Raw genomic sequence first — 19,379 nt, 5'->3', positions numbered from 1 at the left:
TGAAAAAGAGAGGCGTATAAACAACAAAGCCCCAGCGATGGCTGAGGCTTATTTGGTATTGCTGCATGTCGGAGTTATTTCACACACATCACATTGAGAAGTGAAGACCCTTTTAGTTGATTCACGTTACCGTTGGTAAACAGACCTTTCTTATCTGCGCCCCAGTAAGGTAGGTGCATTGGCCAGTTCTGTTTCTCCATTACCTTCGAACCTAAGATGCTCTGCCATTGCTTTTCAGTCATCAGCTTCATGTTGAGCTGCTTACACACTAACTCAGCACTGGCGTAATCTAGGCGACTCCAAGGCTTACCTTGCTCCATGTAGAACTGTTGTTGATGATCTAGAAGGTAAGGAATAGCATATTGGCTACCCGCAATGTCTGCTTTCACGCGAATCTCGATCTCTAGATCATCGTCTGAGCTCACGTTGCCGCTTGGTAATGTCTGAATAGCAGCAGTACTCGTTACCGCCGCCGCTTGCTTAGCAGCCACAGGTTTCGGTGCAGGCTTAGATTCTACTTTTGCAGGAGCCTTAGGCTTAACCATTTTTGGCTCTGCTGGTTTTGCCACAATAGGCTGTGATGAGGTTTTCGACTTATCGACCATACGAATAAAGGCTTCACCGTAACCAGAAACCTTACGCACCTGAGCTAGGTCTTTTCTCGCATCAGAGAAGGTAGAATAAGGTCCGATTAAGCAACGGTAGTCTCCGCCTTCCGGCTTCATCCAAACGTTGGTCGAGATCTTCTCATACAGAGGCTTTGCTCGGCTCAGTGACAAAGGCTTGTTCAGCAGGCCACATTGAACCCAAAACAGTTCGTTATCTGAATGACGTTTTGGTGCTTTACTGCCCCACACGCCCTTACCGATCGGACATGATTGCTCTAGCTGTGGTAATTGGTTGGTGCTTGCCTGAGTTGCATCACATAGAACCGACTCTGCATTCACTTGGCTCGATACCAAAAGAGATGCAGCGATAAGTCCCATACGATAATTTCTCGTCACAGCACGACATACAGCATTCATTGTCAATTTCATAACCACCACTTAAACCCTTGCGGGCTAATTATTACCGAATCTATGTCGATAAAACATGAATTCCATTTTAACTATTATTGACACTGTCAATAATACTAAGTTCCAGATCCATTAAGCAAAAAAAGAGCCGTAATTGCTTACGGCTCTTAATTTAGTGACTTTTTTTACTAAAAATCAAACCGGGCTATCACCCTTTATAAATTTTCGGGTTAAACACGTCACGTAACCAGTCGCCTAATAGGTTAATAACGAGAACCAATGTTACCAAAAGCACACCTGGGAATGCTGTGATCCACCATGCTCCTGAGAAAATGTAGTTAAAACCAGTACTGATCAGGGCACCGAGTGATGGTTGGTCTACCGGAAGACCTAAACCTAGGAAAGAAAGTGCCGCTTCTGACATGATGGCATTTGCCACCTGTACCGTAGAGATAACCAAAATCGGTGATAAACAGTTAGGCAGAATATGGCGGAACATGATGCGAGGCGCTCTAAAGCCCATCACACGTGCCGCTTCTACGTACTCTTTCTTCTTCTCTGCCAATACCGATGCACGAATCGTACGAGCATACTGCGGCCATTCAGCAATACCGATGATCACCACCAGCATAACAACCGCATATTGCGCGTAGAAGTCACTACCGAAACTCGCCTTGAAGATGGCCGAGACAATGATCGCAACCATCATGGTTGAGAACGAAAGCTGAACATCGGCAAAACGCATCAGGAAGCTATCAATACGACCACCGAAGTAACCTGCAGACAGGCCAATGATGATACCGAGAGTCAGCTGAAGACCTACCGCTAGGAAACCGATCGTCAATGACAGACGCGAGCCGTAAAGCATCGTAGATAAGATGTCACGACCCTGCTCATCAGTACCCAGTAGGAAGCGTTCTTCGCCGTCTTCCATCCAAGATGGTGGCAACTCAGAATCCATGATGTCGATAGACGTCACGTCATACGGGTCTGTTGGCGCTAGAATAGGTGCCGCTAATGCCATAACAAGGAAAGCTGCAAAGATAGCGAAGCTCACCATTGCCACTTTGTCACGTAAGAAGTAGTACAGAATGTCTGACTGCTTGAATCGCTCCCAACGAGATGGAGCTGTTGTTGTTTGTTCCATGATTATGCTCCTTTCCCTGTGATGTTCACTGTTGGGTTAATGATGCCGTATAGCAGGTCAACAATGGTGTTAGTTACTACGAAGATCAGGCCAACGAAGATAACGTATGCGGTAATCAGTGGTGTATCCACTCGGTTAATCGCTTCAAGGAATAGGAAGCCGGTACCCGGCCACTGGAATACAGTTTCAGTAAGAATGGTGTAAGCCACCATAGTACCGATTTGAACACCGCCTACCGTTAGTACTGGCAGCATTGTGTTTTTCAAAGCGTGTTGGTAGTAAATCTTGTTCAGCGCTAGGCCTTTTGCTTTACCAAACTTGATGTACTCAGAGCTAAGAACCTCGAGCATTTCAGAACGTACTAGACGAATGAATAGCGGCAGCATGATAGATGCCAGAGCAATACTCGGCAGCACTAAGTGCGCAAGACCATCGAGCGTTAAGAAGCCAGACTCCCAACCAAACCAGTTTGCGGTATCACCACGTCCGAATGACGGCAGCCAACCGAGCTCAATAGAGAACACATACATGAGCATGATTGCGGTTAAGAAAACAGGTACCGAGATACCGATACTACTGCCCGCCATCACCAGTTTAGTGAAGAAGCTTTTTGGGTGTATTGCAGAATAAACGCCAAGTGGAATCGACAGACAAACAATGATCAGAGAAGCGCCGAACACAAGCTCAAGCGTTGCGACTAGTTTATCTAAGATTACGTCCACAGCTGGGCGTTTAAAGAAATATGAAGTACCAAGATCACCTTGTAGAGCTGCGCCCACAAAGCGAGTGTATTTTGTAATGAAGGGATCATTTAAGCCGAGTTCATCACGCAGCGCTTGACGCTCCGATTCTGAAACAGATTGACCGACTAACTCACGCAACGGGTCGCCCAGGTTATCCTGAATGGCAAACGCCACCAAACTGATCACAAACATCACTATCAGTGCCTGAAACAGGCGCTTGACCAGAAACGTAACCATTCCTTGCCCCTTATCTATCCATGACTATCTAGTCGAAATCCGCGACTAGATAACAAAATTCAGTCTTAAAAAAGGTATTTAGCCAGACTGAAGGAAGACCAAATACCGAAACTTAAATCTATATCTTAATAATTTGAGAGCCTGAAAAGCTTCAGGCTCTCGATTCTAGCAAGCTAGATTATTTTACAACTAGGTCGCCGAAGTAAGGCATAACCATTGGGTTTACTACGTCTGCTGCACCTACGTTAGACTTCGCGCCCCACGCTTCACTTTGCCAGTGTAGCGGTACGAATGCTGCGTCGTTGTAAAGTGTTGCTTCAACGCCTTTCAGCATTTCAGCACGCTTAACTGGGTCAGTTTCAGTGTTAGAAGCTTCTACGATCGCATCCATTTCTGGGTTTGAGTAGCCAGAACAGTTGTATTGACCACGGCCAGTCTCTTCGTTACGAGTCATAGTTAGGAACTCGTTGAAGTTAGCTGAATCTTCTGTATCTGAGTGCCAGCCGATCATCATCATGTCTGCTGAACATAGGTCAAACTCAGGCCAGTACTGTGCTTTAGGCATAGTTTTAAGATCAACTTTGATACCAATCTTAGACAGCATTGCCGCAGACGCTTGCGCTACTTTCGCATCGTTCACGTAACGGTTGTTTGGAGCCATCATAGTTAGCGTAAAGCCATCTTCGTAGCCCGCTTCTTTCATCAGCTCTTTCGCTTTTTTCAGATCGTAACGAGGAACTAGGTCTTCGTTGTGACCCGCGTAGCCTGTTGGGCTTTGCTGACCAGCTGCTGTTGCGAAGCCTTTCATGATCTTCTTAACGATACCTTCGTTGTTGATTGCGTGAACAATCGCCTGACGAACGCGAACATCTTTAAGTGCTTCGTTGCTGTTTTGGTTCATTTGGAACGTGATGATACGAGTACCAGGTAGCGTCACTAGATCGATGTTCTTAGCGTTTTTAACACGCTTGTGATCGTTTGGTGCTACTGGGTGAATCATATCAACGTCGCCAGAAAGAAGTGCTGCAACACGTGTCGCGTCTTCTTTGATTGGCACAAGTGTTAGCTTGTCTACGTTGCCTTCAGTTTCTGTGTCCCAGTAATCGTTGAAACGCTCGAACGTTACTTTAACGCCTTGCTCACGCTGCGTTACGATAAATGGACCAGTACCTGAAACGTTAGTCGAAGCAAACGAGTTACCGTGCTTAACTAGCTCAGACTTGTCTTTACCTTCCGCTGTTTGGCCAGAGTAGAACTTGCTGTCCATTGGGAAGATGTAAGTTGCTGTTTGTAGTACTAGTGGGTAAGCCGCTTTTGATACTAGCTCAACTGTGTAGTCATCCACTTTTACCATTTTTTCGTATGGCGTGAAGATAGACTTAAAGTCTGGAGAAGCTTGTAGACGTTCAAAAGTCCACACAACATCATCAGCAGTCAGTTCGTTACCAGAGTGGAATTTCACACCTTTACGTAGGTTGAAGCGGAAAGTCGTTTCATCAACACGCTCCCAGCTAGATGCTAGGCGGCCTTCAAAATCCATCTCTTGAGTGAAACGTACTAGAGGGTCAAACACCATGTGAGACATTTGCAGTGTGCCACCAGACAGCTGCTCGTGCGGGTCAAGTGATACTGGGTCAGCTGCGTAGCCAACGGTAATATCTGCTGCTGCTGCACTAAAGCTTAGGCCAGCTGCCATTAAAGCTACTGCTAATTTGCTTTTCATGGTTTTCATTGCATAACTCCTTCATGCGGGAATCCAGATCCCTAGTTGTTGTATTTGCGTCTGTTTATTGTTGTTAGCAAGCTAAACTCCAGCCTGCTGATTTTTATACCGCGGCTTGTGCCACTGCTTTTTCTTCTCTTAAGCCTGTAAATTCAGGCATTAAAGAAATCAGTTGTTTGCTGTATTCATGCTGAGGTGATTGGAACAGCTGCTCCGTTGGCGCAACCTCCAATAATGTCCCCATCTGCATCACACCAACACGGTCACACATTTGGCGAATAACCGGTAGATCGTGACTGATGAACAGCATAGTTAGGTTTAGCTCGTCTTGTAAGTCTTTTAGTAGGTTAAGAATCTGAGCCTGTACCGACACGTCCAGTGCCGATGTTGGTTCATCACAAATCAAAAGACGTGGGCGAGTCGCCAAAGCGCGAGCGATAGAAATACGCTGACGTTGACCACCTGAGAATTCGTGTGGGTACTTCACCCCAGCCATTTTGCCTAAACCCACGTGCTCTAGCAGGTCGTTCACGATCTGACGAGTTTCATTTTCGTTGCGAGTAAGCTTATGGAATCGGATAGGTTCAGCAATGATGTCGAATATCTTCATTCGAGGGTTCATTGATGTGTAAGGGTTTTGGAAAACCATCTGCATTTGACGACGCATAGGGCGACGTTCTTTTTCAGATTTCAGACCAGTAAGATCAACGCCTTCAAACGTTACCTTGCCTGAGTTTGGTGCGTACAAGCCAGCAATCACACGAGCAATCGTTGATTTACCTGAACCTGATTCACCTACTAAACCAAACGTCTCACCTTCATGCACTTCAAAGCTCACGTTGTTTGATGCTTGAACGTACTCACGACGGCTCTCAAAGAAAGAATCTTTGGTAGTAAAGCGTAAGTTTACGTTCTCAACGTTCAACAGAGGGCCAGTGTAATCACGGTGATCTTGGCTTTGACCTAACCAGTGGTTCTTCACATCCAATGGTTCCATCTCTTGTGCTTCTTCGATGTAGCTAACAAGAGGGAAACGATCGAGTTTGCGATCCGAACGAGGAACCGCAGAGATAAGACTGTGTGTATATGGGTGCTCAGGAGTACCCAGAACTTTCGCTGTTGGGCCAAACTCAACTAAGTCACCACGATACATAACGGCTACGCGGTCGGTAACGTTAGATACCACGCCCATGTCGTGCGTGACCAACATGCAACCTACGTTCTTCTTAATACATAGGTCGCGAATCAAACCCAAGATCTGGTCTTGGATAGAAACATCCAGTGCTGTTGTTGGTTCATCTGCGATGATTAGGTCAGGTTCACCTGCCAATGCGATCGCGATAACCACACGCTGACGCATACCGCCAGAGAATTGGTGAGGGTACTGCTTTAAACGGTTTTCTGGTTGTGGGATACCCACTTGGTTCATCAAGTCTAATGAGCGCTGGTAGGCTTCTTGATCCGAAACCTTCATGTTGGCATGAATCGTCTCTTTTAACTGCTGTTCTACTGTGAATAGAGGGTTAAGAGAAGTCATTGGGTCTTGGAAGATAAAACCAATCTTTGAGCCGCGAACAGAACGCATCTGTTCAGGAGATAAACCAGAGACTTTTTCGCCATCCAGAAATACCTCGCCGCTAGCAATGCGGCCAGGAGGGCTCAGCAAATCGATCACAGCATTACCTACTGTTGATTTACCTGCACCAGACTCGCCTACAACACCAACAATCTCACCACGTTCAATGTTGAACGAAAGTGATTTAACTGCGGCGTGAACTCCATGACGAGATGGGTATTCGATACGAAGATTTTTTACTTCTAAAAGTGACATTACCAGACCTCTACTGCTTTGGCAGCTTTCTGCCCTGTCTGCAAAATTGAATCCATTCTTACCAGAATATTGTTCTGATATTTTATACGGTTGACAATTTGGCAAATAATTCACAGAAAAGCAACAAAAATAGGATAAAAAGTCGACATTAAACGCTTAGCAAGCAAAAGTGCCACATAACTATTCACCAAAAGAGCATATAGTAAGAAAAATCAACATTATATTATCGGCAAGAAATACTCACAAACTCCTTACCACTACTTACTTGTAGAGTTAAAGCCGTGCTTCAAAGCAGATCTCACTACCAGTCACTAAAAACAAATAATTATTCCAAAAAACAATTAACACTATAGAAACAAACGCTAATTTTGTTAATTTGAACAAATAAAACAACCAGATAAACGTTAATTAGCCATACATTTAACCATCTGTATTATTTTGGTAAATACAAAACAGACAAACGAAAGGCCTAATAAATCAGAGGAGTTTTTGAACGACCAAATGCGTACAAAGCTGTCAAATTCAGGCCTTAGTGAGCAAATTTAGGGTCAGGTTTCACTTTTCATAAAAGTCTTTAGACCAAACCCATTAATATGTTGAATTATTGAGCACTCCATTTATATAAAATTAGATATAGAACTGTACATTTGATAAAGAAAGCAACTCTGTAGCAGCACCATTATCAAGCAGATCGTTAGGAATCTGTCTTATATAAGAAGGGGAGATAGATGTAAGAAGCCCCGTCATTTCTGACGCGGACGGCTAGTTGAGGCTTCTTAAGTGATCAGTGAAGAGACATTCTTTGAACATCAGGCGAACCCCACTCTGTTCAAGTTATCTAAGTTTCAGATGTAAAAAAGCCCTAGTCTTTCGACTAGGGCTTCTTAAGGTGGTCGGTGAAGAGGGATTCGAACCCCCGACCCTCTGGTCCCAAACCAGATGCGCTACCAAGCTGCGCTATTCACCGAGACGTTTCGTTTGATTTCTCAAACTGGGAACTTCAAAGAAGCTACCAAAATTAATGGGGTGGCTAACGAGATTCGAACTCGCGACCACCGGAATCACAATCCAGGGCTCTACCAACTGAGCTATAGCCACCACTAATTTTTTATATAACCGCTTAAAAGCGATTATTGAAATAGTGGTCGGTGAAGAGGGATTCGAACCCCCGACCCTCTGGTCCCAAACCAGATGCGCTACCAAGCTGCGCTATTCACCGACTAGTTTTGTATCGACTCTTGGGAATAATGAATCAACACTGGAAGCCGAAGCTACCGATATTTTGTAAAGAAAGAATGGGGTGGCTAACGAGATTCGAACTCGCGACCACCGGAATCACAATCCAGGGCTCTACCAACTGAGCTATAGCCACCATTATTTCTTTTTGCCAATTTCTCACTTACCGAAGTAAGAGACCGGATGGCGCGCCTGAAAGGATTCGAACCTTCGGCCTTTGGCTCCGGAGGCCAACGCTCTATCCAGCTGAGCTACAGGCGCATGCCCTGTCGGCGGAGTGGAATAATACGTATATCACCCAATGCCGTCTAGTACTTTTTTAACTTTTTTTTCTGTTTGGTCTCTTTTTCGACAGTTAATATGTGATAAACCCCTTATTTGAGTACTACAACCCGCCACAGCTTATAAGTTGTTGTTTATTGCAACAACTTATCGGGATATAATCACCCATTATTTACATTGGCTTAACAGTTGCTCTTTGCTGGTTAAAGCCAAAACACCCTTCCAACACTATAAATTGGTAAGCATGTACTTACCTTGGGAATGTAAAGTGAGTTTAATGGATATGTCTCGTCGAATTTTAAGCGTTGTCATCGCAGTTTTAACCTTTTCAACTGGCGCAATGGCTGCAGGCCTAAGCGAAGCGGAGCACGATGCAATTGCTGAACGCATCAAACCAGTTGGCCAAGTTTACCTAGTCGGCAGCGAGCCAGTAGCCGCAGAACCAACAGGCCCTCGTGATGGCGCAGCAGTTTACGGTACCTTTTGTATCGCTTGTCACGCATCTGGCGTAAGTGGCGCACCTAAAACAGGTGATGCTGGTGACTGGGGTCCTCGCATTGCTCAAGGTCGCGACATTCTAGCTGACCACGCAATCAACGGCTTCAATGCGATGCCAGCGAAAGGTTCATGTATGGATTGTTCAGACGACGAAATCAAAGATGCTATCGAGCACATGATTGCCGGTCTGTAATTAAAAATGCCAGATTCAGAAAAGGTGACCTCATGGTCACCTTTTTTATTGGCTTCTATATAGTGCGATTAAAGTAGGGCATTACTTCTTGTTGAACATCGTTCGAATATTCGCAATGTGCGCCTGCCCTTTTTCCATTCTTTCTTCAGCGGATTGAGGCTTCTTAACGCTTTCCCACTCCACATCATCGTGCGGCAGCTCATCGAGGAAACGGCTTTGTGTTGGCTTTATTAATTCACCATATTGACGACGTTCACGACACTTAGTAAAAGTCAGCTCTTTCTGCGCTCGAGTAATCCCCACATACATAAGACGACGTTCTTCTTCTACGTAGCCTTCATCGACACTGGTTTGGTGCGGCAAGATGCCCTCTTCTGCACCCATCAGGAATACATATGGGAACTCTAGACCTTTCGATGCATGCAATGTCATTAATTGGACTTGATCTGCATCGTCATCATCCTCACCACGCTCCATCATATCGCGCAGCGTTAAACGTTGAACCACCTCGCGCAGGGTTTTCTCTTCTTTATCGTAGTTGTCACCCTCAAGATCGGCCACAATCCAGCTATACAGATCAGAGACGTTCTTCATTCGCATTTCAGCGGCTTTCGGGCTCGCTGAGGTTTCGTACAACCAATCTTCGTAGTTGATGTCACGAACCAAAGAACGAACGGCTTCAACCGTATTACCACGCTCGGCATTGTCTGAGATACGAACAATCCAGTCACCGAAGCGGCGCAAATTTTCTAAACCACGCCCCGTCAGTGTCTGCTCTAAGCCCATCTCAAAGCTGGCTTCAAACAAGCTCTTGCCACGCATATTGGCGTAGCTGCCTAACTTCTCAAGCGTCACCGGACCAATCTCTCGGCGCGGTGTGTTTACAATACGTAGGAAGGCGTTGTCATCATCAGGGTTCACCAACACACGCAGGTAAGCCATGATGTCTTTAATCTCGGCTCTCGCGAAGAAAGAGGTACCGCCAGAGATCTTGTAAGGCACACGGTTCTGCATCAGCGCTTTTTCAATCAAGCGTGATTGGTGGTTACCACGGTAAAGCACTGCGTAATCTTTGTATTCAGTACGGTTCAAAAACTTGTGGGCGATGATCTCGCCGGTAATACGCTCTGCTTCATGCTCTTCATTCTTAGCATTCAGTACCTTGAGCTTTTCACCGTCTGGGATCTCTGAGAATAGTGACTTTTCATAAACGTGTGGGTTGTTGGCGATCAAGATGTTCGCCGCACGTAATATTCGGCTGGTTGAGCGATAGTTTTGCTCGAGTTTGATCAAGCGAAGATTTGGATAGTCCTCACCCAGCAACACCAAGTTTTGCGGTTTTGCACCACGCCATGAATAGATAGATTGGTCATCGTCACCTACTACCGTCAAGCGACCACGCTCTCCCACCAGTAAACGAACCAACTCATATTGGCTGGTGTTGGTATCTTGGTATTCATCGACCAGTAAATAGCGGATACGCGACTGCCAGCGCTCACGCACCTCTTGATTGGTTTTCAGTAGTAATACAGGCATCGCGATCAGATCATCAAAATCGAGTGCGTTGTATGCCTTCATCTGTTTCTGGTACATCTCAAAACAGAATGCAAACAACTGCTCTTGTTCGCCTTGAGCACGTGCTTTCGCCTGATCTGGCGTCAGCATGTCATTTTTCCAATTCGAAATGGTGCTCATTAAAGCGCGTAGCAAATCCTTATCACCATCGATCTGTCTCTCTGTTAACTCTTTTAACAAAGCTAACTGGTCTTGGTCATCAAACAGAGAGAAACCCGCTTTCAAACCCAGCGCTTTGTATTCACGGCGAATGATGGTTAAGCCCATGGTATGAAAAGTCGAAACAATCAGCCCTTTCGATTCGCCCTTACCTAGAGTTTGCCCAACACGCTCTTTCATCTCGCGTGCCGCTTTATTAGTAAAGGTCACCGCCGCAATATTACGCGCCTTATAGCCACATTCCTGAACCAGATAAGCAATTTTATTGGTGATAACACGTGTTTTACCGGATCCAGCGCCCGCTAATACTAAGCAGGGGCCCGAAACATATTTCACGGCTTCATCTTGTCTTGGGTTCAGTTTCATTTGATTCTCAGTTTGGTCTAGAGGGGCGAATTCAATTGCGCGCCTATAATAATGCTGCAACAGCACGAATGCTACGTTCTCTTATACAAGATTTTTACGCTGATTATGTAAAACTTTGTTGCACATGTGTGTGGTTATTAGGCTATAATGAATGAACGTTCATTCATTGGTGGTTGAAATATGACAACTCATGCACCTCGGGATAAACGCCAGCAAATACTTTCTGCAGCTGAAAAGCTAATTGCAGAGGTCGGTTTCCAAGGCCTTTCAATGCAAAAATTAGCCAAAGAAGCGGGAGTGGCTGCAGGCACTATCTATCGCTACTTCGATGATAAAGAGCATTTGATAGAAGATGTTCGAATGCTCGTGACTCAAAGAGTAGCTGATGCTGTTCAACAAGGGGTTAATGATTCGGATCCAATTAAACAACGCTACCGTACTATGTGGTTGAACATATGGAACTTAGCAGGAACGAATTTAGCCGCAATAAAAAATCGGGTTCAGTATGACTCTCTACCCATCACAAATAGCCTAAACTTCAGGGAACTAGAACGTAAAATGTTTGCCCAAGTTGAGCTGCTATTTAATGAGGGGAAAGAACAAGGATTGTTTAAACCACTTAACAATGAAGTATTAGGTGGATTGAGCTTGGCGGCTAGTGTTTCTCTAGCACGCAAGCATTCTTTAGGATTTTACCAACTTGATGAGGCAGAACTAGAATCTGCAATCGAAGCCAGTTGGGACGCAATAATTAAACACTAGATCGGAGTTTTGACCATAATGAAAAAGTGGACTTTCTTCATGTTACTCATCGCTGTACTACTTTTCGGCAGCGTTATTGGGTTTAACATGTTCAAACAACAAAAAATTGCTGAGTATATGGCCAACCGCCCTGAACCAGAGTTTCCAGTAACGGTAACTGAAGTTCAGCCGATCGACTGGGTTCCAGTGATTGAAGCTATCGGCTTCATCGAACCTAACCAAGGTGTGACACTAGCGAACGAAACCAGCGGTGTTATCGATCAAATTTCTTTCGAATCAGGTACTGAGGTTAAAAATGACCAACAACTGATCCGCCTTGATTCTGATGTAGAGAAAGCCAATCTAAAAAGCTCTGAGGCACGCTTACCGGCTGCTGAAGCTAAATACAAGCGCTACCAAGGGCTATTCAAGAAAGGCTCTATCTCTAAGGAAGCCTTCGATGAAGCAGAAGCTAATTTCTTATCGTTAGCGGCTGATATTGAAAGCCTTAAAGCATCGATTGCCCGTCGCGAGATCCGCGCTCCGTTTGACGGCACTGTCGGTATTCGTAATGTGTATCTAGGCCAATACCTACAATCTGGCACTGACATCGTTCGCCTAGAAGACACCAGTGTTATGCGCCTACGCTTCACTATTTCTCAAAATGACATCTCTCGTATTGAGGTTGGTCAGGCGATCGACATCTTCGTTGATGCATACCCAGAAAAACCGTTTAAAGGTTCTATTAGTGCCATTGAGCCTGCGGTTAGCATCCAAAGTGGTCTTATCCAAGTACAAGCCGATATCCCAAACAACGATGGTAAGTTACGTAGCGGTATGTTTGCGCGCGCTAACATCATTCTACCTAAACTAGCAAACCAAGTGACACTGCCTCAGACGGCCATCACTTTCACACTTTACGGTGACAATGTTTATATTTTACGTGAAGAAGATGGTGTGCAGCGTGTGAAACAACAAGTGGTGAAAGTAGGTGAACGTACAGAAAGTATTGCTCACATACTGGAAGGCGTAGAGCCTGGCGATGTTGTCGTGACAACGGGTCAAGTTCGTTTAAGTAACAATGCTAAAGTTCGAGTTGTAGAAAGTGATGCAACGACGCCGCCAGCTGAAACACCAATGCTGTAATTGGAGGAATCATGCGCTTTACTGATGTTTTTATTAAACGTCCAGTTCTGGCTATTTCAATCAGCTTTTTGATCGCATTGCTTGGCTTCCAAGCAATCTTCAAAATGCAGGTTCGTGAATACCCAGACATGACAAATACGATCGTGACGGTCACGACGAGCTATTACGGTGCCAGTGCCGATCTGATCCAAGGCTTTATAACTCAGCCATTAGAACAAGCGATCGCTCAAGCCGATAATATTGATTATATGACGTCGCAGTCCGTACTCGGTAGCTCGACTATTACGGTCAATATGAAGCTCAATACCGACCCGAATGCCGCGCTGTCTGACATACTGGCCAAGACTAACTCGGTACGTTCTCAGCTTCCTAAAGAAGCCGAAGATCCAACCGTAACTATGTCTACCGGTTCAACAACGGCGGTACTCTACATTGGTTTTACGAGTGATGAACTCTCTGCAAGCCAAATTACCGACTACCTTGAGCGAGTGGTTAACCCACAACTGTTTACCGTTAATGGCGTATCAAAGGTCGACTTGTACGGCGGGATCAAATACGCATTACGTGTATGGCTTGATCCTTCCAAAATGGCAGCATTAAACCTGACAGCCACTGACGTGATGACGGTGCTTAATGCAAACAACTACCAATCAGCAACTGGCCAAGCAATTGGTGAGTTTATGCTGTACAACGGCAGTGCCAATACCCAAGTAACCAATACCGATGAATTAGAAAGGTTGGTGGTCAAAACCAGTCAAAATGGCGGTTCTATTGTTCGCTTAGGTGATATTGCTAAGGTTTCACTAGAAAAAAGCCACGATGTGGTTCGCGCAAGTGCTAATGGCAAACAAACGGTTGTAACCGCCATCAATGCAGCGCCAAGTGCTAACCCGATCAACATTGCTGCTGATGTTATGCAGCTGTATCCTGAGTTGGAGCGAAACCTACCAAGCAATATCAGCATGAATATCATGTATGACTCAACCATTGCGATTAATGAATCCATTCAAGAGGTTATACACACGATTGTTGAAGCCGCGCTGATTGTATTAGTGGTTATCACGCTATTCTTAGGCTCATTGCGTGCGGTTATCATTCCTATCGTAACCATCCCTTTATCGCTGGTTGGTGTTGCGATGGTGATGCAAGTCATGGGTTTCTCATGGAACTTAATGACGCTACTGGCGATGGTATTAGCAATCGGTCTAGTGGTTGATGATGCAATCGTAGTACTGGAAAACGTCGATCGACACGTCAAATTGGGGGAATCTCCTTTCAGGGCTGCCATCATTGGTACCCGTGAAATTGCAGTACCGGTTATTGCAATGACACTGACATTGGGCGCGGTTTATGCCCCTATCGCAATGATGGGTGGTATCACAGGCTCGCTGTTTAAAGAGTTCGCATTAACCCTCGCTGGCGCGGTATTTGTTTCTGGAATCATCGCTTTAACACTGTCTCCAATGATGTGTTCAAAGCTGCTAAAAGAAAATGCACAGCCGAGTAAGTTTGAACTGAAGGTACACAGCGTACTTGATCGTATGACAGGCCGTTACTCTAAGATGCTGCATGCGATCATGGATCATCGTCCGGTTATCATTGGCTTTGCGGTCATTGTATTTTTAAGCTTGCCGATGCTGTTTAAATTCATCCCAAGTGAACTTGCCCCTGCAGAAGATAAAGGGGTGGTGATGATGATTGGTACTGGTCAATCAACGGCTAACCTAGACTACCTAAGTAACACGATGGATGACGTGAGCGGTATCTTGGTGACCCAGCCTGAAATCCAATACGCTCAATCCTTCACTGGTGTACCAAACTCAAACCAAGCATTTGGTATTGCCTCAATGGTGCCATGGAGTGAGCGCACGGCTAGCCAATCTGAGGTAACGAACCGTATCAGTGGATTGCTACAAGATATCCCAGGCATGGCAGTAACCGCGTTCCAAATGCCAGAGTTGCCGGGTGCCGGTTCTGGTCTACCACTCCAGTTTGTGATTACCACACCAAGCAGCTTTGAGAGCTTATTCGCTATCGCAACCGATATTTTAACGGATGTGAAAGATAGCCCTCTCTTTGTCTACTCTGACCTTGATTTGAACTACGATTCAGCAACGATGAAGATTCAAATTGATAAAGATATGGCGGGCGCTTATGGGGTAACGATGCAAGATATCGGTGTCACCCTAAGCACCATGATGTCGGATGGTTACGTTAACCGTATTGACCTCAACGGTCGTTCTTATGAAGTGATCCCTCAGGTTGAGCGTAAGTTCCGCTTAAACCCAGAGTCAATGAATCATTACTACGTTCGAGCCAGCAATGGTGATGCTGTTCCTCTCGGTAGCTTGGTAACAATTGATGTGGTGGCAGAGCCTCGCTCTCTTCCTCACTTCAACCAGTTGAACTCAGCGACGGTCGGTGCGGTTCCTATGCCGGGCGCGGCGATGGGTGATGCGGTAAACTGGTTTGAAAACATTGCCCAAACCAAATTACCTGCAGGCTATAACCATGACTACATGGGTGAGTCGCGTCAGTTTGTAACAGAAGGCAGCGCACTGTATGTGACGTTCGGTTTAGCACTGGCGATCATCTTCTTGGTTCTGGCGATTCAATTTGAGTCGTTAAAAGATCCATTGGTTATCATGGTGTCGGTGCCACTCGCAATATGTGGTGCATTGATTGCGCTCGCTTGGGGCGCAGCGACGATGAACATCTACTCGCAAGTGGGGCTGATTACCTTGGTTGGTCTGATTACCAAGCACGGTATCTTGATCTGTGAGGTAGCAAAAGAAGAGCAGCTGCATAATAAATTATCACGCAAAGAGGCGGTTATGGAGGCGGCAAGGGTACGTCTACGTCCAATCCTAATGACAACAGCGGCGATGATTGCAGGCCTGATCCCATTGATGTACGCCACGGGTGCAGGTGCAGCTCAGCGCTTTAGTATCGGTATTGTTATCGTTGCTGGTCTGGCGATTGGTACGCTGTTTACGCTGTTTGTTCTGCCGGTTATTTATAGCTACTTAGCCGAAAAACATAAACCAATTCCAGTTTTCCTCGAAGATAAAGATCTCGAGAAGCTGGCCCGTGTTGATGAAGCAAAAGCGGCGCACAGAGAATTAGCTAACAATAAGTAATTTCCCTGTCGTATTAACAATAAAAAGGCTACTTCGGTGGCCTTTTTTTGTACGCCATAGGCGACATCTTTGATGTGATTAAATAGAATAGTGATAAATATTCAGGAGTTTTAATTGATATGTTTGATCCAAAAAAACTAGAGCAAATTGCTAAGCAGATCCACGATTCTATGCCTCAACCAGTAAAAGAGCTTGGTTCAGACGTAGACCAAAAAGTTCGCCAAGTTATCCAAGGCCAACTCAACAAGCTAGACGTTGTGAGCCGTGAAGAGTTTGATGTTCAAACACAAGTACTGCTTCGCACTCGCCAGAAGCTCACTGAAATGGAACAAAAACTGGCTGAACTAGAAGCAAAGCTTTCAGACAAATAGTCATTTTTTTCAATCAGTTCAAGTTCGAATAAAGGCTTACCTTCGGGTAAGCCTTTATTTTTTCCTCAATCTATCAAGCCTTCACCGGTAAAATAGTTGCAAGCATAAAAAAGCCCCGAACAAATGTTCAGGGCTATTTTTATTCAGTGATGAACTGGAAGATTAACCGCCAACAGCGATACGCTTCATGTCGCTCATGTAGCTACGTAGCTCTTCACCAATGTATTCTACAGGGTGGTTACGGATAGCTTCGTTTACTTCAATTAGCTTAGCGTTATCAACTTGGTTAGATGTCTCACCTAGACCACGGCCGATGACGTCCGTTGCTACTGAAGGCATGAACTTCTCACGTAGGAGCGGTGTTGCTACGTTAGCGAATAGGTAGTTACCGTACTCAGCAGTATCAGAGATTACAACGTTCATTTCGTAAAGACGCTTACGAGCAACTGTGTTTGCGATTAGTGGAAGCTCATGTAGAGATTCGTAGTAAGCAGACTCATCAATGATGCCTGATGCCGTCATAGCTTCGAATGCTAGCTCAACACCGGCACGAACCATAGCAACCATTAGGATACCGTTGTCGAAGTACTCTTGCTCTGAGATTTCTACGTCAGAAGCTGGGTAGTTTTCGAATGCAGTTTCGCCTGTCTCTTCACGCCAGCCTAGTAGGTTCACGTCATCGTTCGCCCAGTCAGCCATCATTGTGCTAGAGAAGTGACCAGAGATGATGTCATCCATGTGCTTGTTGTAAAGCGGACGCATTAGGTCTTTAAGCTCTTCAGAAAGCTCAAACGCTTTAACTTTAGCCGGGTTAGATAGGCGATCCATCATGTGAGTTACGCCACCAAACTTAAGTGCTTCAGTAATCGTTTCCCAACCGTATTGTAGAAGCTTGCCTGCGTAGCCAGGTTCGATGCCATCAGCAATCATCTTCTCGTAAGATACGATAGAACCCGCTTGTAGCATGCCACAAAGGATAGTTTGCTCACCCATCAGGTCAGATTTAACTTCTGCTACGAAAGAAGACTCTAGGCAACCTGCACGGTGACCACCAGTACCTGCAGCCCAAGCTTTAGCGATATCCCAACCTTCGCCTTTAGGGTCGTTTTCTGGGTGAACAGCGATAAGTGTTGGTACACCGAAGCCACGTTTGTACTCTTCGCGAACTTCAGAGCCTGGACACTTAGGTGCAACCATTACTACAGTAAGGTCAGCACGTAATTGCATGCCTTCTTCCACAACGTTGAAGCCGTGAGAGTAACCAAGAGCAGCGCCTTGCTTCATTAGAGGCATTACTGTTTCAACAACGTTTGTGTGTTGCTTATCAGGAGTAAGGTTGATTACTAGGTCTGCTTGAGGGATTAGCGTTTCGTAGCTACCCACAACAAAGCCGTTTTCATCAGCATTTTTGAATGATTGACGCTTTTCATCAATTGCCGCTTGGCGTAGAGCGTAAGATACGTCTAGACCAGAATCACGCATATTTAGACCTTGGTTTAGGCCTTGAGCACCACAACCAACAATTACGATTTTCTTACCTTCAAGGTATTCAGCTTCTGTCGCGAATTCTTCACGATCCATAAAGCGGCAACGACCTAATTGGTCTAGTTGTTCACGAAGGTTTAATGTATTGAAATAGTTAGCCATTCTAGGGCACTCCTTTAAAAATAAGTCCATAAGGTCGATATCTCTCTATCGAATGACTTCATACTAAAACAGACACTCCGTTGCTGAAAGTGATATATTCACAATTAGTTATTGCAATAAATGCAACATGGAAACGATCGCAGAACATGAACATAAAATCTCTACAATTATTTATACATTTATGCGACAGCAAGAGTTTCAGCAAAACCGCTGCTGCTATGCACGTCAGTCCTTCAGCGCTGAGCCGTCAGATACAAAAGCTTGAAGAGGAAACAGGACAAGAACTGCTAATCAGAGACAACCGCAGTGTTGATCTTACCCCAGCAGGAAAACACCTATTGCCTGTAGCATTGAGCATCGTGGGAGAGTGGCAGCAATATAACCTTCACCTGAAGGGCGGAGAGCAAGAACTTAAAGGTGAGATCCGTATATTTTGTTCAGTAACGGCTAGCTACAGTCACCTACCTGAACTCATAACCGAATTTAGGGCTATTCATCCGTATATTGAATTTAAGCTCTCTACTGGTGATCCAGCTCAATCCATCGACAAGATCTTAAACGATGAAGCGGATATCGCGATTTCAGCAAAGCCAGACATCCTTCCTTCAAGGTTAGAATTCGAAACCATCAGCGATATTCCACTGTCAGTCATCATTCCATCTGGTGTGAGTAGCTTTAGCCAACAACTGCAATCCGATAAGCCAAACTGGAATGAAGTGCCCTTTATCATCCCAGAAGCAGGAACAGCGCGTGAACGAGCCAATGCATGGTTTAAAAAGATGAAGATAAAACCCAACATATACGCGCAAGTTTCTGGCCATGAGGCGATTGTAAGTATGGTGGCACTAGGATGTGGAGTTGGCATCGCACCTGATGTGGTCATAAACAACAGTCCAGTAAGAGATAAAGTTAGCCGCTTAAAGATAGAACCTATCAAGCCATTTGAGTTAGGCGTATGTTGTAAGCGAGCACAGCTAGATAACCCTCTAATTCGAGCGTTCTGGCAAGTTGCAGAAGGGAAATATTTAGCGGACTAGTCGTCATTGTTTTAAATACAAAAAAGGGAAGAGCACGTCAGTGCCCTTCCCCTTTTATTTATGTATATCGCAGATAAGAAAAAAGCCCGCTGATTTCTCAGCGGGCTTTCTAATGGTGGTGGAGGGATAGGGATTTGAACCCTAGAACCGCTATTAACGGTTGCCGGTTTTCAAGACCGGTGCTTTCGACCACTCAGCCATCCCTCCAAAAAATTGTCATCAACAGATTAGTACACTGTAGATGTTGTTACATGTATACACAGGTAACGATATTTAAAGCCTGGCGATGTC

General features: G+C 45.2%; 13 protein-coding genes and 6 tRNA genes. 6 read left to right on the top strand and 13 right to left on the bottom strand.

Features of this window, described 5'->3' with window-relative positions; all coding sequences use genetic code 11:
* Nucleotides 1-74 precede the first annotated feature (74 nt).
* The 10 genes from AB4371_RS11520 to AB4371_RS11475 all read right to left on the bottom strand — a co-directional run bounded on the left by AB4371_RS11520 (nt 75) and on the right by AB4371_RS11475 (nt 8,194).
* Complete coding sequence (locus AB4371_RS11520) at nt 75-1,037, bottom strand: SPOR domain-containing protein (protein WP_372104528.1); 963 nt, start codon at nt 1,035-1,037, stop codon at nt 75-77.
* Nucleotides 1,038-1,224: 187 nt separating this feature from the next.
* The gene (locus AB4371_RS11515; RefSeq protein ID WP_017060135.1) at nt 1,225-2,163 is read right to left on the bottom strand and encodes an ABC transporter permease; all 939 of its coding nucleotides are present in this window, start codon (nt 2,161-2,163) and stop codon (nt 1,225-1,227) included.
* Between the two features lie 2 nt (nt 2,164-2,165).
* Entirely contained in the window at nt 2,166-3,143 is a 978-nt protein-coding gene (locus AB4371_RS11510) for an ABC transporter permease (protein WP_048612413.1), read from the bottom strand.
* A gap of 178 nt (nt 3,144-3,321) precedes the next feature.
* On the bottom strand, nt 3,322-4,875 hold the full coding sequence (locus AB4371_RS11505) for an ABC transporter substrate-binding protein (RefSeq protein ID WP_017060133.1): 1,554 nt from the start codon (nt 4,873-4,875) through the stop codon (nt 3,322-3,324).
* 94 nt (nt 4,876-4,969) lie between these two features.
* Nucleotides 4,970-6,697 carry an ABC transporter ATP-binding protein gene (locus tag AB4371_RS11500; RefSeq protein ID WP_017060132.1) on the bottom strand — a complete coding sequence of 576 codons (1,728 nt, stop codon included), beginning with the start codon at nt 6,695-6,697 and terminating at the stop codon, nt 4,970-4,972.
* Nucleotides 6,698-7,587: 890 nt separating this feature from the next.
* A tRNA-Pro gene (locus tag AB4371_RS11495) sits at nt 7,588-7,664 on the bottom strand.
* A 55-nt stretch (nt 7,665-7,719) separates the two neighbouring features.
* Nucleotides 7,720-7,795 (bottom strand) — tRNA-His (locus AB4371_RS11490).
* A gap of 44 nt (nt 7,796-7,839) precedes the next feature.
* Nucleotides 7,840-7,916, bottom strand: a tRNA-Pro gene (locus AB4371_RS11485).
* Nucleotides 7,917-7,993: 77 nt separating this feature from the next.
* Nucleotides 7,994-8,069, bottom strand: a tRNA-His gene (locus AB4371_RS11480).
* Between the two features lie 48 nt (nt 8,070-8,117).
* Nucleotides 8,118-8,194, bottom strand: a tRNA-Arg gene (locus tag AB4371_RS11475).
* 298 nt (nt 8,195-8,492) lie between these two features.
* On the opposite strand from AB4371_RS11475, the gene AB4371_RS11470 reads away from it, so the two are divergent.
* The gene (locus AB4371_RS11470) at nt 8,493-8,906 is read left to right on the top strand and encodes a cytochrome c5 family protein (protein ID WP_017063036.1); all 414 of its coding nucleotides are present in this window, start codon (nt 8,493-8,495) and stop codon (nt 8,904-8,906) included.
* 81 nt (nt 8,907-8,987) lie between these two features.
* Here the strand turns inward: AB4371_RS11470 and rep are convergent, their stop codons facing one another.
* The gene (rep, locus tag AB4371_RS11465; protein WP_372149767.1) at nt 8,988-11,006 is read right to left on the bottom strand and encodes a DNA helicase Rep; all 2,019 of its coding nucleotides are present in this window, start codon (nt 11,004-11,006) and stop codon (nt 8,988-8,990) included.
* A 180-nt stretch (nt 11,007-11,186) separates the two neighbouring features.
* On the opposite strand from rep, the gene AB4371_RS11460 reads away from it, so the two are divergent.
* The 4 genes from AB4371_RS11460 to ubiK all read left to right on the top strand — a co-directional run bounded on the left by AB4371_RS11460 (nt 11,187) and on the right by ubiK (nt 16,404).
* A complete protein-coding gene (locus tag AB4371_RS11460) occupies nt 11,187-11,768 on the top strand; it encodes a TetR/AcrR family transcriptional regulator (RefSeq protein ID WP_017061961.1) in 582 nt (193 codons plus the stop codon).
* 18 nt (nt 11,769-11,786) lie between these two features.
* On the top strand, nt 11,787-12,893 hold the full coding sequence (locus tag AB4371_RS11455; RefSeq protein WP_017069625.1) for an efflux RND transporter periplasmic adaptor subunit: 1,107 nt from the start codon (nt 11,787-11,789) through the stop codon (nt 12,891-12,893).
* Between the two features lie 11 nt (nt 12,894-12,904).
* Complete coding sequence (locus AB4371_RS11450) at nt 12,905-16,033, top strand: multidrug efflux RND transporter permease subunit (RefSeq protein ID WP_017061963.1); 3,129 nt, start codon at nt 12,905-12,907, stop codon at nt 16,031-16,033.
* Nucleotides 16,034-16,152: 119 nt separating this feature from the next.
* The gene (gene ubiK, locus AB4371_RS11445; RefSeq protein WP_017061964.1) at nt 16,153-16,404 is read left to right on the top strand and encodes a ubiquinone biosynthesis accessory factor UbiK; all 252 of its coding nucleotides are present in this window, start codon (nt 16,153-16,155) and stop codon (nt 16,402-16,404) included.
* 162 nt (nt 16,405-16,566) lie between these two features.
* Here the strand turns inward: ubiK and ilvC are convergent, their stop codons facing one another.
* A complete protein-coding gene (gene ilvC / locus AB4371_RS11440; protein WP_017061965.1) occupies nt 16,567-18,051 on the bottom strand; it encodes a ketol-acid reductoisomerase in 1,485 nt (494 codons plus the stop codon).
* A gap of 146 nt (nt 18,052-18,197) precedes the next feature.
* On the opposite strand from ilvC, the gene ilvY reads away from it, so the two are divergent.
* Entirely contained in the window at nt 18,198-19,088 is an 891-nt protein-coding gene (gene ilvY / locus AB4371_RS11435) for an HTH-type transcriptional activator IlvY (RefSeq protein WP_017061966.1), read from the top strand.
* A gap of 116 nt (nt 19,089-19,204) precedes the next feature.
* Here the strand turns inward: ilvY and AB4371_RS11430 are convergent.
* Nucleotides 19,205-19,295: transfer RNA gene (locus tag AB4371_RS11430), tRNA-Ser, on the bottom strand.
* Between the last annotated feature and the right edge of the window lie 84 nt (nt 19,296-19,379).

Source organism: Vibrio sp. 10N.261.51.A3, from assembly GCF_041471965.1.
GTDB lineage: Bacteria > Pseudomonadota > Gammaproteobacteria > Enterobacterales > Vibrionaceae > Vibrio > Vibrio crassostreae_C.
The sequence above is the reverse complement of the archived record's forward strand: the minus strand, read 5'-3'. Positions and strand labels throughout refer to the sequence as shown.